Raw genomic sequence first — 15,675 nt, forward strand, 5'->3', positions numbered from 1 at the left:
GTACCTCAACACGATTTTGGAGTACCTCAACACGATTTTGGAGTACCTCAACACGATTTTGGAGTACCTCAACACGATTTTGGAGTACCTCAACACGATTTTGGAGTACCTCAACATGATTTCGAGGTATCTGTTGTTTATATAGCAGTCCTAAATCATTCGTGAGAATTTGAGATCGTTTAGTGCACTATTTTCACTGTGCCACGGCACTACGAAACAGAAAATAAGGAGTTCTCAGTCTTGAATTTTAGCTGTCTTGAGCCAAAATATTGAGCCATTAATTGCGATGAACAAAAAAATTACATAAAGAAAAGCAATAAATTTAACTTCTTTAACGTAGTACAACCAAATACCAATAACATCAACAATAATCCAGTAATACCAGCTTTCAATCCTTTTTTGCACCATCAGCCACATAGCAGTAAAACTCATAATTGTTGTGAGTGCATCTAAATAAGGAAAAGAAGCTTTCTCTAAAAATATTGCAGGGAGTAAATGGTGAATTTGACTCATCAAAGCTCCTGTTGCAAATGAAACTGCTGTTGTAATTGCTGCAATCAAAACAATTTTACTTGGGGGACTATACCGAACCTGCAAAACTTTACCAGTATCACGTTCAGGTGTAATCCATCGCCACCAACCATACACACTAATAACTAAATAGTAGATTTGTTCTAACATATCCGAATACAAGCGGATTTGATAGAAAAGCGCCATGTATAGCAAGACGCTGACTATCCCAACAGGCCAAGTCAGGACTTTCCTCTGAGAAATTAGCCACACCGACCATAGAGAAAAAATTGTTCCCAAGAATTCTACATAACTCATGGGGTATCCCATAAGATTAAAGGCGATAGTATTTACACTCCAAAATTCAATCATTTTAATGCACTTTGTCAAACAATTTCATGATAAAATAACTTTCCCAAGTTGCTATATTTGTAGTAGCTAGACAATACTCTTTTAACAATACTAATGCGTGTATTAAGGTCGCCATTCAAGTGAAAAAATGGAATTTTTCTCATAATTAAATCGCTCTGAATCTGTTTTTGAAATATGTTACGGTTTGCTTCTCCAGAGCGATCCCAGGTATCATCATAAGGTATATCTGAATCGCAAAGAAATACTAAATCATAGCGTGACATGGCTTGATGGGCAAGTTCTGCTAACTCTGGGGTAACAGTTTTGTGGTAATACAACGAGAATTGATAAGTTGTCAATGCATTGGTATCTGTAAATAAATACTGGTTTGCTTGCAATAAGAAAGCTTCTTCACGTTCTAAATGCCCTTTGGCAATTTCCACAAGTTGGGAGAGCGAAAGTTGTCTGTTAATTTGATGTTTTTCCCAATACTCACGCCCATACTCTGGCATCCATACAGTGTTGAACTCTTTAGCTAATTGTGAGGCAATGGTGGTTTTACCTGTTGAAGGAGCACCCAGAAAAACAATATTGGCGATCAGATCGCGGTATACATCAGGATGTAAATACTCTCGAAATGCGTAAGCGTCTCTTCTTACTTGCGTTCCAGAAATTGGAAAAGTTTGGCGATCGCAATCTACGAGCCGATTAACTGCCCCCAATGCCTGACTTACGTGTTCACCGTAAAATTCACTACAGTAAAAGTGGGTAATTTTTTGTGATTTTAATTGTTTCAGGATGTAATCTTCATGCTTTTGCTTAATCTCAGGAGTATCACCAACCTCAGTTGGCCCATCCCACGCTTCAATCACCTGGATTTGTGGATAAATTTGCCGCAGCCAATTTGCTCGAACTGTTAAAGGAATAGCAGTCACTTCTGGACAATCATAAATCATCACCAGCACTTCATCCATCTCTGCTAAGGCTGTTTCAATCACCAATTGATGCCCTTTGTGAAGAGGCGCGTATTTACCTAGTGTAAGTCCGCATTTACCAGTCATAATTTTGACTTTCCATAAATACCTATTGTTGCCCCATGACTGCCGCTTTACAATTAGCCAAAAGGATAAAGCCTGCCGTAGGCATTGCCCCTTCCCTCTTTTGCGGAGGTATTGTTTTTCACCCTAGACAAGTTTCTTAATATTTCAAATGGCTCAAGTAGGAGTAAACTACGACATAGTTTATTTGGTAATACTGAGCAATGTATAGAAAGACTAAAAGATTTACTGCTATTTTTCTATTGGTGTTTTCTCTGGTTGTTTCTATCAACTTTTCTGCGATCACTCAAGATAGTTCAGGTATCCCTTCTGTAAATTTTGCATCGTCTCGCGCTTGTTATGTTCCTGCAAATCTTAGAACTGAACGAGTTATTGCTGATAACAGATCGCACCCAAGTTAAGATGGGCGATCGCACTCCAACTAATACTTTGTCAAGCTAGTTTTGAAGGTTTGTGGTCAGGACTTTAGTGCTTAAAAATAAGGACTAAAGTCCTGACTACGAACTTGTTAGTATGGACAATAATTTAAAATATTAAGATTAGCTAGATTTGCAATCATACTTTGTATGGTAGTTCTGCACGCACTTTCAGATTTCATCGACTGTGATTTTGCGATCAGCGACTCATCTTGTAGTTATTGGTATCAAGGGCGTTGTCCCCAAAGTGGCGCTCGCCTAAAATTACCCCGCACTTCAATGTCCGAAGCGATCGCCCACGGACTAATGCAATATCTTGCTATGAATAACTGTTATTCTCGTGAAGGGAAGATGTATGGAATCCTATTGGTTGAACTGCCTAATGGCGAACAACGGGTACTAAAAGCCTTTTCCGGTCTTTTGAATGGTTGCAGTGTGGTTGAGGGCTGGGTGCCGCCAATTCCCGGACGAGATGAGGTTGCTTTCGAGGAAGCCCGTACTTTGGCACAGTTGGACGCGATCAAGCAAGAAATTATTACCTTAAAGCAACTCACCGAACGCCAGCAGTATGAAATCCTGTTTAATGACTTTGAGCAGCAGTTACAAGCAATGAGCGATCGCCATCGCTATTGCAAACATCAACGACAAGAAAAACGTCAGCAAATCTGCAATACACTCTCTCCCGAAGCACTCACGATTGCCCTTGAACAACTTGACGAAGAGAGTCGTCAGCAGGGAATTGAGCGACGACAACTTAAACGCCAGCAAACTGCTGTATTACAGCCCCTCCAGCAGTTAATTGCAACGACGGATGCGCGAATTAGCGAACTGAAACAACAGCGTAAAGCACTGTCGCGTCAATTACAAACTCAAATGCACGCTAGCTACAGCCTGACTAATTTTTCCGGGCGATCGCAATCATTGCAAGAATTGATGCCAGGAGGTTCGCCCACTGGCACAGGAGACTGTTGTGCCCCAAAGCTGCTGCATTATGCGGCAACACATAATCTCAAACCATTGGCAATGGCAGAATTTTGGTGGGGTACGTCTTCTGCAAATCAGGATAAAATTCCGGGAAAGTTTTATGGAGCGTGTACCGAGCGATGTCAGCCATTGATGGGGTTTTTGCTCTCAGGCTTGAAACCTCCCTTGCCAGCTAAGGAAAAAGCAGTAAGAAGCCCCTCCAGCCCTGATAGGGGAAGAGTTTGGGGAGAGGTCACTTTACCCATTATTTATGAAGATGAATGGCTGATTGCTGTAAACAAACCTGCTGGATTACTTTCAGTACCCGGTCGTTATCGCGATCGCCAAGATAGTGTCTTGAGTCGCTTACGTGATTTGTTACCTGATGGTATGGCGCTTATATCTGTGCATCGCTTAGATCAAGAAACTTCTGGGATTTTGTTATTGGCACGCAATCGCCAAACTCATCGGCAACTCAGCCAGCAGTTTCAGCAACGCCAGATTCACAAGGTTTATGAAGCCATACTTTCTGGTGCTGTGACAGTTGAGCAAGGTAAAATTGACTTGCCACTGTGGGGAGATCCTGAAAATCGTCCTGAGCAAAAAGTTGATTGGCTGTATGGTAAACCTAGCTTGACACACTTCCAGGTTATAGCGAGAGAAGGAAACTACACTCGCGTAGAATTTACGCCATTAACAGGACGCACTCATCAATTAAGGGTTCATGCAGCCGATCCGCGAGGACTTGGGATAACTATTTTAGGCGATCGCCTTTATGGATGCTGTGCAGTTACTAGTCGGTTACATCTGCACGCCAGAGAACTTCGTTTCGAGCATCCACAGTTAGAAAAAACCCTGCATTTACAAGCAATTACGCCCTTTTGACGTGTAATATTATATCAGCTGATTTCTTAAAATCCCAAGAACCTCAAAGAGCTAAAGCTACGCTTTGTCTCTCCTAACAGCCACCTATTGCTTTTTAAATTTGTATGTGATAATTTCTGTTTGGAGTAAATCAACGGCTATTCGACCGGCTTTTAGTATTTATAGAATAAAGATCACACCTAAGAGGCTTCTAAATAAAAATATCCAACTACAAATGATTATGAGATATCCCACAAAATTGGATAATTTATTCCTTGTAAATTCCTAAATGAGCAGTAAAGACAAGAGTGCTGGAGTTTATCTCTATACTCTCACTCTTGTCTTTTCTTTAATAAAAGGAGTAATAAAAAAGTTGTTTAATCAATTCAAAAAGTTTTTATTTTTATTACCACAACACTTAACCAAGTCCTTTAGTGCCTTATTGATTGCTAGTTCCTGGCTAGGTTTGATGATTTCTAGCTGCGCTCTAAGTAACTCTGCAAATACTAATAACACTGCCAAAAATGTCAGTAACCAGACTCAAGATAAAATCAGTTTGATACGCCTGGGATACCAAAAGGGAGGTGTAGTCCCAATTGCACGTCAACCAGGAGAGTTAGAAAAGAAGCTTACAGCCCAGAATATCAAAGTTGAATGGGCTAGTCCCTTTAACCGATGTGCTACTTTACTTCAAGCAATTAGTGTTAATCAAGCTGATATCGGCGGATGTGGAGACATTCCTGGATTGTCAGCTATTGCCGCTGATCAGGAGCTTTGCCACTACCCAATCTGACATCGCAAATCTAAAATTCAAAATTACATGACTAAAGTATTCATTCTCGATGCCAACCAACAACCGTTATATCCAGTACGCATCAGCCATGCTAGGCTACTATTGTCACAAGGTAAAGCTACTGTATTCCAGCGATATCCTTTTACTATCATTCTGAAGGAGTCCCTTTCTCATCTCAAACCTGAGCAACTTGGCTTTAAGATTCATCCTGGTATTAAAATAAATCGTAATTGAATTCTTAACTACGAATTACGACTTAGTAATTAGTTAATCTTAGTCGCCTCCTAAACAGAGGAATATAGATGACAAACCACACTATTTTAGAACCGTTACCAGAAGACCAATGGTTTATTGAGAGCGAGGAACTACGATCCTTTGTAGCAACAGTGAGGGAAATTAGCGCTAATACTGTTGATGATCGCACACAAACTCTCGCTAGACTAGAACCCTATTTTCAAGAACTCCTTGCTCAACAGCAATGGCTACCGGAAAAGTTTGCCCAAGTCAATCCCAAAAGCCGGATGGGTGGCGGTATTGGTCAATGGCTGCTTTATCGCGCTAAAGACCGTTCCTTGTCAATATTTAGTTTGGTGATTCCCCCAGATTCCACAACTCCCGTCCACGACCATTTAGCCTGGGGGTTGATTGGTTTATACAAAGGTAATCAAGAAGAAACAGTCTATCGCCGTGTAGATAGCGGTGATGCCGAAGGACACGCACAATTACAAGTAACTGAAGTGCGATGGCTTCAACCAGGGGATATCTACCGCCTCTTACCCCCAGATGGTGATATCCACGCCGTCAAAACCACATCCCAGAGTGTATCTGTATCCATCCATATCCTGGGTAATGATACTGGTTGCGTCTTGCGCCACCAGTTTATCCCAGAATCTCACAGCGTCAAATCCTTTCGCTCTGGATATTCCAACGCTCCCTGTAAAGAAGAAGAAAAAGAATATGTCCAGTTACATTAGACCACAGCCCCCTGCATTCGAGCGAGTCGAAGACGAACGCCTCCACCGCAAGCAACGTCTCGCCGCCGCCTTACGCCTGTTTGGTAAGTTTGGGTTCAGCGAGGGAATCACAGGCCATATTACGGCTCGCGATCCTGAGTTTACAGACCATTTCTGGGTCAATCCGTTCGGGGTATACTTCGGTCATATCCGAGTTTCTGACCTGATTTTAGTTAACAGAGAAGGTGAGGTGGTTAAAGGCGATGCTGAAGTAAATCGAGCTGCTTTTACCATCCATTCCCAGATTCACGAAGCTCGACCTGATGTAATCGCAGCGGCTCACGCCCATTCACTTTATGGTAAAGCCTGGTCTAGTTTGGGGCGTCTTCTTGACCCTTTGACTCAAGATTCTTGTGCTTTTTACGAAGATCATGCCCTGTTTGACGATTTCACAGGTGTTGTTTTAGAAACTTCTGAAGGTCTGCGACTGGCACAAGCTTTGGGACCAAAGAAAGCCATAATCTTACGTAACCATAGCATTTTAACTGTGGGACATACAGTCGATGAAGCTGCCTTTTGGTACATTACCTTAGAGCGATCGTGCCAAGCCCAACTGCTAGCAGAAGCTGCGGGTAGACCCACTACTATCAAACACGAAACAGCCCGTTTAACACAAACTCAAGTGGGGTCACATGTAAGTGGCTGGTTCAGTTTCCAGCCCCTTTACGACCGGATTGTGCGCGAAGAACCTGATTTGCTAAATTAGTGCCGTGTTTTTTGGCATTGGGATAATGGGCGGGGAAGTATCAAATTAAATCACTTCCCGCTATTTTAATGTCAATTGAACCTAAATTTATTTATATACTCCGGTAAACCTATAAATTTATAGTATTGTGATGCGGCTCAAGAGGCAACTAAAGCCAGAGTCCTGATTGATAGCACAGGAATTAACAAACAGGGAGGATATTATTTGATGACTGGCAAATTTGTCAAGGTTGCCTACTGGATTGGTGATACTGTTCAAACGGTTTTGAAGTACTATTGCCACCCAGATGTTACCAAAGCCGAGTGCCCAGACTTTTGAGTACTACTCACCTGCTACTCAAAACAGGCTGAAAACGCTTGTAATCTAATTAGGAGGCAATTCTAAACTCATTTCACCCAACAACCCCTTGCGAAAATCTGTTAAAAGTTGCCTTGCAGCTCGCTCTATATCACCTTTATAACGATGTTCTGCTAAGGCGTGCAAATAGGTATCTCCGGTCTTTGATGTCGAATCGAGTTGGTAGCGAGACTGTAGTGGTTTTTTTGGTAATAAATCTACGGCTACAGCTTCTAAATAGTTGAGTAAATCCACTAGAGCTGCTGCTACTAGTTGGTTATCGTAAGATGCTTCACCGATATCATCACAAATAGCTAATTTCAAGGCTGCATCTTGGTCTTCTAATCTTAGAGGGATAACACCAGGAGCATCTAGCAATTCTAAATGTTCGGAAATTCGCACCCAGCGTAGTTGGCGAGTTACCCCAGGACGGGCTGCACTTTCCACGACTCGCTTTCCCAACAGGCGGTTAATTAAAGCTGATTTACCGACATTAGGAAAACCAATCACCACAGCCCGCACTGGACGGGGTAACATGCCGCGATCGCTTCTTCTTTGATTGAGTACTACCCCAGCGGCTTGCGCTGCCCGTGCTACTTCTGCTATACCTTTACCATGTTGAGCGTTGGTAAAATAAGGGACTTCTCCTTGACGTTTAAACCAATCGATCCACAGCGATCGCATTTGCGGCGTAATCATATCTACTCGGTTAAGTATCAACACCCGTGTTTTACCCTCCACCCACTCACCTATTTGGGGGTGGTGAGTCGCTAAGGGAATCCGAGCATCTCGTACTTCAAACACCACATCTACGCGCTTCAGCTGTTCTTTGAGCTTCTTTTCAGCTTTTGCAATGTGACCTGGATACCATTGAATCAGGTTTAATCTATAGTTTTGAGTTATAGCCATTTGTCCTTTGTCCTTTATTATTTGTCCTCTCTTACAAAGTTCTGAGGGGAGGAAACCTCCACTCAGACTTTGCGCTTTGTCTTTTGTTATTTGTCCTTTGCAAATGACCAATGACAAATGACTAATGACTCCCTCTAGCAGCTTGATGTAAAATCAGACGGTTGCCATCAGGGTCATAAGCATAGATTTCTCTGCCGTGGGAAGCAATGGAAATTTCTCCTGGTGGAGGATAGCCCAAAGCAGTTAGATGAGCGATCGCATCTTCTAAGTTACTCACCTCTAAACACAAACTTATCTTACTTTTAGCATTAGACATCGTTTCAAATTCTGATTCGTTTATGTTCTTTGGTTTAAAAATATCTAATTGCATACTAACTAAATTAAATTTAGCATAGACATTCGGAATCAAAATAACTGGCTTTTGCTTCAGCAATTTAGTATAGAAATTCACTAAATTATCACAATTAACCGATGCTATGGTGACAAATGCGTTAGTGTACTGAAAAACCATATAAGCCTTAAGTTATTTGATTTTTTTGAGACTCTCACATTTCTAAAGTTCTTACACTCAGGACTTGCGGCAGTGTCGAATCTAGTAAAAGCGAATTTGAGAACGTTCAGTGATTGTAGAAATAAAATTACGGAGAACATCTTTACCCGATAAACTTGTGGAAAATTGTAAAATTCTCTGTGGTTGATTGGGGCGATTCAAAATTCAAAATTTAAAATTACAATCTCCATAAATTTAAGGTTTGTATTCTTTTATCATTCGATTATAATTAATTGCGCTCCACAAAATTTACGCCCACCTACTTATCATTTCACATATTTCTAAAGGTTATAAATTGCCCCATTCTCAGCTAACCACTGCTTTCGCTCAAGATAATCTGGCACAATCCGCTCCATCCTATGCCAAAACGCAGTGCTGTGGTGCGGTTCAATTAGATGTACTAATTCATGAACTGCCAAATACTCAATCATCGTTTGTGGTAGCATTGCCACTCGCCAATGAAAATATAAATCCCCTTTGTGTCCGCAAGAACCCCAACGATTCCCTAACTCACGTACTTGTACTGAACGAGGCGAAGCAGTAACTCGTTTAATCAGTATAGCAATTTGGTGTTCTACAATTGGCTGAAGGTGTTCCTTATACCACTGAATAAAGTGTTCTCGACCTTGAGCTTGTGCTGGGCGTTGTAACTCAAAACGGCTTTGATAGAGTCTGAGAGATGGCTGTTGTTGAACTTGCTCTACTACTTTCAGGCGATAGCTACGTCCTAGATAATAAAAACCTTCACCTGATACGTATTCTTTAATGCTAGCTGGTGGATTTAATGACTCTTTTTTTAAAAGTTTGCTGTAAATCCAGTAACGTTTCTCGCTGACAATTCTTTCTAATGTTTCTATTGATACTTCTGGGGGAGAAGCTAAGACTAATTTACCGTCACGTTCGACGGTAATACCTACGGTGCGGCGTTTGGAACTGTGGCGAATTTCAAAATTCAGGTCGCCAAAGGTAATGCTTGTCATGCCATTAAATTATCACGATTTCTCCTAGCTAGTTGGACTAATTTATCTGCTACTTCTTCGAGTTGGTTGTAACTCACTAAATCACGATCGTCCAAGTAGCCTGCTATCCACCTTCTCAAATCCTCTTGGACTATTTGGCTACCCCAATTTACCCGTCGTACTTCTTGGCGGATATGTTTGACAATTTCTACAGTTGCTTGAGCAAGTTCGGGGAGTTGTTTTTGGGAATATTCACCTAAAATGTTGAGAAATGGCATTTGAGTTTTGGGATCTAATCCAGTCTCATCTGTAGTACGGCCAGCTTGAATTTGTTCTATATACTTCTGCAACGCCTCAACTTTTTCTTCCCAGTTATCAGCTAAAGATTCCAGAATTTCTGTTAGTTTTTCACTTAAATTTTTATAGTAAACTGGGTCTTCTTCATAATTTACGCTGATATGGTGACGGGCAGCGAATTCCATTTCTGCGGCTTGTGCTTTAATTGAGCGATGACGCTGAACATGGGTTTTAAAATCTAGTGACATAATATCAATCGGTGGCACTTTTGGGTCAATACCTTGCGATTCAATATATTGGTCTATTAATGCTCTAACTTTTTCTTTGCTACTAACGATGTTAAGTTTTTCATCTCTATAGAGGTCAGCAACAGCTTTTTTAATCAAGCCTAGTTTTTTGGCATCTCGAACAAAATTATAAGGCTGACGTGCTTCGGAACGCGGCAGTATTGTATCAAGAGTGTTGAGAAAGTCTTGGAAACAGTCGTTAAATTAAACTCTGAGGCGTTCATCTTTGAGCAAGTCTACACAAGCATCTACATCATCAATTGTGCCGCCATTTTCAGTAAATAGAGCGATAACTCGCTGGTGTCTGTCGCGCAACTTTGGCAATTCGGCACGAATATCAAACCAGGCAGATTCTGTATCAAGATTCTCGTAAACTGAGAGTGCAGCAGCGATATCAACACCGTAATAATCGACCACTAACCCTTCTGTTTTTTTATCATCATACACTCGGTTAACACGAGCGATCGCTTGCAGCAATTCGTATTCTTTTAGTGACCTGTCTAAATATAAAACTTGTTCTAACGGAGCATCAAAACCCGTTAGCAGCATATTTTTTACGATTAAAATCGCTAAACTATCTTGGTCTAAAGGCTTTTTAAATTTCTCAATATTAATTTCCTGTTGGCTTTTATCTGTCCACTTTTTCCAGTTACTGTCATCTCCCTTATCACCAGAGATGATAGTAGCAAATTCTAGCTTGCGGATGGTTTCAAGATGTGGGAGTGCTTGAGCAAAAAAACGAGTTTCGGCATCAAGCGATTCTAAAGTTTCTGCGTCGAGATTTTGCAGAATGGGGGCGCGGTGTTCTAGCTGCTGTACTATTTCCCGTTGCGCTTCCACAAACGCCTCTTGGTAACGGACGGCGGCGAGACGGGTAGAGGCGACGACTTGCGCTTTAAAGCCTCCTGCTAAAATGCGCTCAATATAATGATGCAGCATACTTTTAGCTTTGGCTTTAATTAGTTCCCTTGCTTCGCCAACTTGGGTTTTAGTTGCGTATTTAGCTTTAATTAACGCCCGTTCTTCTGAGGTTTTATCAGCAAAGATAATTTCAAAAAGTTTGTCGAGGTCATCACCTTGGGTTACAGTACCTCTAGCTTCTAATCCTTCGTAGACAATGGGCAAAGTGACTTTATCTTCTTGGGATTTGCGGATATTGTATTCGTCGATAAATGAACCAAAAATTTGCAGCGTGGTTTTTTTCGCAGCTTTGACAATGGGTGTACCAGTAAAGCCGATACGGACACAGTTAGGTAATGCTTCTAATAAGTTTGTGTGGAGAGTTTTGGCGTGAGAACGGTGTGCTTCATCAATTAACACTAAGATATTTTCGGAAGGATTGAGGTTTTTCGGAATTGGTTCAATTTCTGCTTCTTCATCAGAATCTTCGCCACCTTTAAATTTCTGAATCATTCCGAAGACTAAGCCAGCGCCTGGTTGTTGCAAGTATTGTTCTAACTTTTTGACGTTTTTAGCTTTTTGTAATGGTTCCCCTGTGAGGACGGCTGTATCTGCAAGTTGTTTTTCTAAGTCTCGGCGGTCTGTAACCACAACAATTTTAAAGCGGCGTAATTCTGGGATAGTGCGAATTTTCCGAATTAAGTAAACCATTGTCAGGCTTTTACCTGAACCTTGGGTATGCCAGATAATGCCACCACGTTGGTCATCTGTGCCATGTTGGGCGCGGGTTTGATTGTGTTGAAGTTGGTGCAGTGCTTTATAAACTGCCCGATATTGCTGGTAACGGGGGACAATTTTAATAGTGCGTCCGCCACTGGTTTTAAATAGAGTGAAATTATGCAGGATGTCGATTAAATTAGCTGGTTTCGCATCCCGGCAATCAAGGTTTGGCGAGAATTCAATTCAGAAGCGCCTAATTGTGCAGCAATTTCCGCTTGGGGGCTGGGAATGGTATCTTTCCAATCAACGTAATGTTCATAATTTGCGCCGATGGTTCCGGCTGTTGCCCGTCCTCTCGATGCTGCTATCATCAGCAGATTGTAGTGGAATAATTTTTCTGCGCCTTCTGGTTGACTGCTACCCCGTTGGTTGGAATATTTCAATAAATCTTGAATTGCTTCAGTTATTGGGTTATCTAAATTGGGACTTTTACATTCAATCACTACTAAAGGAATCCCGTTAACAAGTAGTACCATGTCTGGGACTATAAACCCCCGATTACCAGTTGCCCAAGGCGGGTCTACTCGGTATTGATTGATGGCTAAAAAATTGTTGCGGTGAAGATTTTCAGGATCAAATTCAATAAAATGTACCGTATGCTGTTTACCGTCTTGTCCTAAAACAGTAGTACCTTTAAGTAGCAATTCTGTAGCGGCTTGATTGGCTTCCATTAATCTGTTTGCGCCCAAGCGTTCTAATTGACTCACTGCGGTTTGAACTTGGATATCATCTAGCCAAGGATTGCCGTTGTCATCTAAGTTGATGCGTTTGATGGCGGCTTTGAGGCGTTGTATCACTAGAACTTGCTTAAAGTTTTCGCGTTCGGTAATTGCGGGATTGTCCCAACTGCCTTCTATATATTGCCATCCCATGCTGATGAGTTGTTCTATGATGGGTTTTTCTACATAGATATATTCTGGGGTTGATTGTGGCATAGTGATAGTTTTTACATTAAGGGACACACCTAATATATTTTGCACCAAAGATTTATGGTGGTCACTGGCTTGTACTGAGCTTGTCCTTGCTACGCGCAGCGTCTCGTAGAGAAGTAGCTTGTCATACCCCTTGCCTACGGCACGCTCCGCGAACGTGGCTTGCTACGCGCAGCGTCTCGTAGAGAAGTGCGGCTACACTAATACATTTGTTATTTCGGCATACTCATTTGTTATTTCGGCGTACCCATTTGTTATTTCGGCGTACCCATTTGTTATTTCGGCGTACTCATTTGTTATTTCGGCGTCTCCATAACGCACCCTACGAAACAACTAGAAGAGTTAAAACCTATGCTGGTCATACTTGTGTGTACACCGTAGCCTAAAAGGAGAGAAACTTTGAATTTTTCCCCCTCCGGGGTAGATTGGCTTGAGGAACGTAACCCAACATTTCAGGACTTTGTTGAGTTTCATGACCTTCAACTGGTGCGATCATTCACAATGCCATTGCATCGACTTGTTATGTTATTGCATCAACTTGTAAAACTTAAACCATCTTTTCTTGAACCTCGCCTGAGCTAAAAACTTTACTCTACAGTTATTAACAATGATGCCCGCTACGCCTGTAGTCTACCCAAGTAAAAGCTGCTGTAAAATATAACTACACATTGCAAATTCGACAAAACGCTTGAGAATGACACAAATCACGTTTAAAGTTCAAGCATTTTGGGATAAAGATGCAGAGGTTTGGGTTGCAACTAGTGAAGATGTGCCAGGATTAGCAACAGAAGCTTCTAGTATGGAAATTCTCACTCAAAAGCTTCGAGTAATGATTCCCGAACTTATTGTTCTGAATGAAATAATACCCTCTGACTATGTAGGCTAAATTACTTTTGAGTTAATCAGCGATCAACAAGAGTAACTAATAATACTATTATTTATACATTTATAAAATGTCGGGGTGAGTGGGTGAGTCAGTTATCTGATGAGGAAATTTATCAGGAAGTCGGTAAAATAGTCGCAAAATTTAACCTATATAAATGTGACGAATGTGCTACTGCTGTGATGCAATGATTACAAGAAAATGGTATTGAGGGAAAAATTATTTTTATTAGGACAACAAAGCGTAAGGAGTATTATATTTTGAGTAAGCGCTTGGAACGTCGCGGGATAAATGAGTCAATTACACTTAATGGTAAACACTACGGCGTAGAAGTTCGCGGGCGAGTATTTGATAATCTCTCAACAGATGGATTGACGGGAGAAGATTGGATTGATGATTTTAGCTGTCCAAGTGAACAATTTATCATTCAATAATTGCCGCAGTTATAAAATAGTTTCATAAGTTGAAATGGGGGTTTGATATGGGCGGACTGTATGAAGTTTTGCAAAAAATTAAAACGAAGCCGGAGATGTATATTGGTAAGGCTTCGGTGAGTGATTTATTTCATTTTCTTGTTGGATATGAATTTGCTAGGGGAGAGTTAGATATTGAATCCACCGCATGGGAGGATGATTTTCATGAAAATTTTCAGCCTTGGGTGCAGAAAAAATATCATGTCTCAACTTCTAACTCTTGGGCAAAGATTATTATGCTCCACTGTGGGAGTGAACAAGAGGGTTTTAATAGTTTCTATCGGTTGTTAGATGAGTTTCAAAATCGAGATAAAAGTTTAGAACCTCAACGGAAGGTAATTGCTAGTTATAAAATTACTAATAAAAGTTGATATCTAGAGATTTTTCACTCGCACTTTGCCAGTCAATAAGTCTTGCATCAGTCCTTGTTTTTGGAGTTTGAGCTTGTTAAGGTAAACTTGTTCTGTGCGGATGCGGGTGTCGTTGGTATCTAAAATAACAGCAATTTTATCTTGTTCTTCTCTGCATGAAGGAAGTGCTACTTTAATTTTTCTAAGATTTTCTAGTGTTATTTCTAAAAATGTTGTTCCTTTGATTACTAAGTCAAACTGGTGCTTTGTAGAAATTGAGCGAAGTATCCATAGTAGGTAATGATTGTTGATATCTTCACGAGGAGCTATTCGGGCCGTTCCTTGAGTTAAATTTGCACCATCTAGTTCCACCGGAACTTCTAATACTTTGCCAACAGTAGCTCGAATTGCACATACAATTTCGCCTGTTCTAACTTCAGAACGACGATATGATGCAACAATATTTGAGGAAGTTCGTAATAATCCCTCAATACTTAATTGGTCGTCTCCCATATCTCCAGTACGAATGTATGGTATGCCACCCTCAACATGAGGCCCAGCTTGAACAATGCCATAAGTAATTTGTGAATCAGAACGAACACACTCCTCTAGTAAATAAATTTTCCACTCTCTCGGAATTCGTCCTAATGGCGAATCTTTGAACTGTTCAGGATGCGCTTGTGGATTTCTTAATTTGCCATCATCATCTAACCCGCGTGTGAGCAAGTCTTGCAGTAGTCCGGCTTTGGTTTGTTTAAGTTTTATAATAGGGGAAGATGTGCGTGCGATCGCATCATCCACCGTATCCAAAATTTCAGCAATACACTGTTGTTCCTTATATTTTGAGAGCAAAACAGGAAAACCACACAGAGCGCTGAGTGTAATTGTTTTTTGAGCATTTCCTAAAGCCACTTGATCAGCATACTTTCTGCACTGTGGACTGTTTAAAAACGTAACTAAATATTCCGGTGATACGCTTTCAGTATTAGGAAGAACATAGGCAATATGTCGCTGAAAACTAAACTGACAATTTTTTCGGACTAAAGCAGCGTGTCCATAAGAACCAACAGCTGTGTACAAAATCAATCCTGCTACAGGTTCTCGTCCTTTTGAAATTTCTACATAAGTATTTTCAGGAATTTTTGCTGCTTGTTCCCAGAGTATTTGTCCATCTCTCACACAAGAAACATACAAAAATGGAACACCAATATCTGATGTTTTAACTGATTGATGTGAACCATCAGTAATTCTATTAGACTTGTCGCTTAATAAGGTAAAGTAACGATTGGCGATTGGAATGAGACAGAAAAATGCTAAACGTCAATCAGGTGATGAAAAAAGACCG

Annotated in this window: 16 protein-coding genes and 1 pseudogene; 8 read left to right on the plus strand and 9 right to left on the minus strand. The window is 40.9% G+C overall.

Annotated features, from left to right (window positions below):
* Positions 1-234: 234 nt before the first annotated feature.
* Both pnuC and V7K56_RS35660 read right to left on the minus strand, forming a co-directional pair.
* Positions 235-828, minus strand: coding sequence for a nicotinamide riboside transporter PnuC (pnuC, locus tag V7K56_RS35655; protein ID WP_334918679.1), 594 nt, complete (start codon positions 826-828; stop codon positions 235-237).
* 68 nt (positions 829-896) lie between these two features.
* Positions 897-1,922 (minus strand): AAA family ATPase, encoded by a 1,026-nt coding sequence (locus V7K56_RS35660; RefSeq protein ID WP_334918681.1) that lies wholly within the window; start codon positions 1,920-1,922, stop codon positions 897-899.
* Between the two features lie 563 nt (positions 1,923-2,485).
* Between V7K56_RS35660 and V7K56_RS35665 the strand changes: the two genes are divergently transcribed.
* From V7K56_RS35665 to V7K56_RS35685, 5 genes are all read left to right on the plus strand, one after another.
* Positions 2,486-4,183 (plus strand): RluA family pseudouridine synthase, encoded by a 1,698-nt coding sequence (locus V7K56_RS35665; protein ID WP_334918683.1) that lies wholly within the window; start codon positions 2,486-2,488, stop codon positions 4,181-4,183.
* A gap of 268 nt (positions 4,184-4,451) precedes the next feature.
* The gene (locus V7K56_RS35670) at positions 4,452-4,955 is read left to right on the plus strand and encodes a hypothetical protein (protein WP_334918685.1); all 504 of its coding nucleotides are present in this window, start codon (positions 4,452-4,454) and stop codon (positions 4,953-4,955) included.
* Between the two features lie 27 nt (positions 4,956-4,982).
* Positions 4,983-5,189: an RRXRR domain-containing protein gene (locus V7K56_RS35675; protein ID WP_334918687.1), complete on the plus strand. Its 207-nt coding sequence runs from the start codon at positions 4,983-4,985 to the stop codon at positions 5,187-5,189.
* Positions 5,190-5,257: 68 nt separating this feature from the next.
* Complete coding sequence (locus V7K56_RS35680; protein ID WP_334918689.1) at positions 5,258-5,929, plus strand: hypothetical protein; 672 nt, start codon at positions 5,258-5,260, stop codon at positions 5,927-5,929.
* A complete protein-coding gene (locus V7K56_RS35685) occupies positions 5,913-6,674 on the plus strand; it encodes a class II aldolase/adducin family protein (protein WP_334918691.1) in 762 nt (253 codons plus the stop codon). Before V7K56_RS35680 ends, V7K56_RS35685 begins: the two co-directional genes overlap by 17 nt.
* Before the next feature lie 363 nt (positions 6,675-7,037).
* Here V7K56_RS35685 and ylqF read toward each other — a convergent pair whose 3' ends face one another.
* From ylqF to V7K56_RS35715, 6 genes are all read right to left on the minus strand, one after another.
* A complete protein-coding gene (gene ylqF / locus V7K56_RS35690; protein ID WP_334918693.1) occupies positions 7,038-7,919 on the minus strand; it encodes a ribosome biogenesis GTPase YlqF in 882 nt (293 codons plus the stop codon).
* Positions 7,920-8,040: 121 nt separating this feature from the next.
* Complete coding sequence (locus V7K56_RS35695) at positions 8,041-8,430, minus strand: VOC family protein (protein ID WP_334918695.1); 390 nt, start codon at positions 8,428-8,430, stop codon at positions 8,041-8,043.
* Between the two features lie 320 nt (positions 8,431-8,750).
* The gene (locus V7K56_RS35700; RefSeq protein ID WP_334918697.1) at positions 8,751-9,449 is read right to left on the minus strand and encodes a M48 family metallopeptidase; all 699 of its coding nucleotides are present in this window, start codon (positions 9,447-9,449) and stop codon (positions 8,751-8,753) included.
* Positions 9,446-10,111: a hypothetical protein gene (locus tag V7K56_RS35705; protein WP_334918699.1), complete on the minus strand. Its 666-nt coding sequence runs from the start codon at positions 10,109-10,111 to the stop codon at positions 9,446-9,448. Before V7K56_RS35705 ends, V7K56_RS35700 begins: the two co-directional genes overlap by 4 nt.
* 105 nt (positions 10,112-10,216) lie before the next feature.
* The gene (locus V7K56_RS35710; RefSeq protein WP_334918709.1) at positions 10,217-11,875 is read right to left on the minus strand and encodes a type I restriction endonuclease subunit R; all 1,659 of its coding nucleotides are present in this window, start codon (positions 11,873-11,875) and stop codon (positions 10,217-10,219) included.
* Positions 11,824-12,627, minus strand: a complete 804-nt coding sequence (locus V7K56_RS35715; protein WP_334918701.1) for a type I restriction endonuclease — start codon at positions 12,625-12,627, stop codon at positions 11,824-11,826. The genes V7K56_RS35710 and V7K56_RS35715 overlap by 52 nt, the downstream gene beginning before the upstream one ends.
* 691 nt (positions 12,628-13,318) lie before the next feature.
* Here V7K56_RS35715 and V7K56_RS35720 point away from each other — a divergent pair.
* The 3 genes and pseudogenes from V7K56_RS35720 (at position 13,319) to V7K56_RS35730 (ending at position 14,351) form a co-directional block, all read left to right on the plus strand.
* Positions 13,319-13,510, plus strand: a complete 192-nt coding sequence (locus V7K56_RS35720; RefSeq protein ID WP_334918703.1) for a DUF1902 domain-containing protein — start codon at positions 13,319-13,321, stop codon at positions 13,508-13,510.
* Positions 13,511-13,710: 200 nt separating this feature from the next.
* Positions 13,711-13,941 (plus strand): annotated as a pseudogene (locus V7K56_RS35725) (papain fold toxin domain-containing protein); the annotation flags it as partial.
* A 47-nt stretch (positions 13,942-13,988) separates the two neighbouring features.
* On the plus strand, positions 13,989-14,351 hold the full coding sequence (locus tag V7K56_RS35730) for a hypothetical protein (protein ID WP_334918705.1): 363 nt from the start codon (positions 13,989-13,991) through the stop codon (positions 14,349-14,351).
* Between the two features lie 3 nt (positions 14,352-14,354).
* Here V7K56_RS35730 and V7K56_RS35735 read toward each other — a convergent pair whose 3' ends face one another.
* Positions 14,355-15,509 carry a restriction endonuclease subunit S gene (locus tag V7K56_RS35735; protein WP_334918707.1) on the minus strand — a complete coding sequence of 385 codons (1,155 nt, stop codon included), beginning with the start codon at positions 15,507-15,509 and terminating at the stop codon, positions 14,355-14,357.
* Positions 15,510-15,675 lie beyond the last annotated feature (166 nt).

It is taken from the genome of Nostoc sp., from assembly GCF_036917535.1.
Taxonomy (GTDB): Bacteria; Cyanobacteriota; Cyanobacteriia; order Cyanobacteriales; family Nostocaceae; genus Nostoc.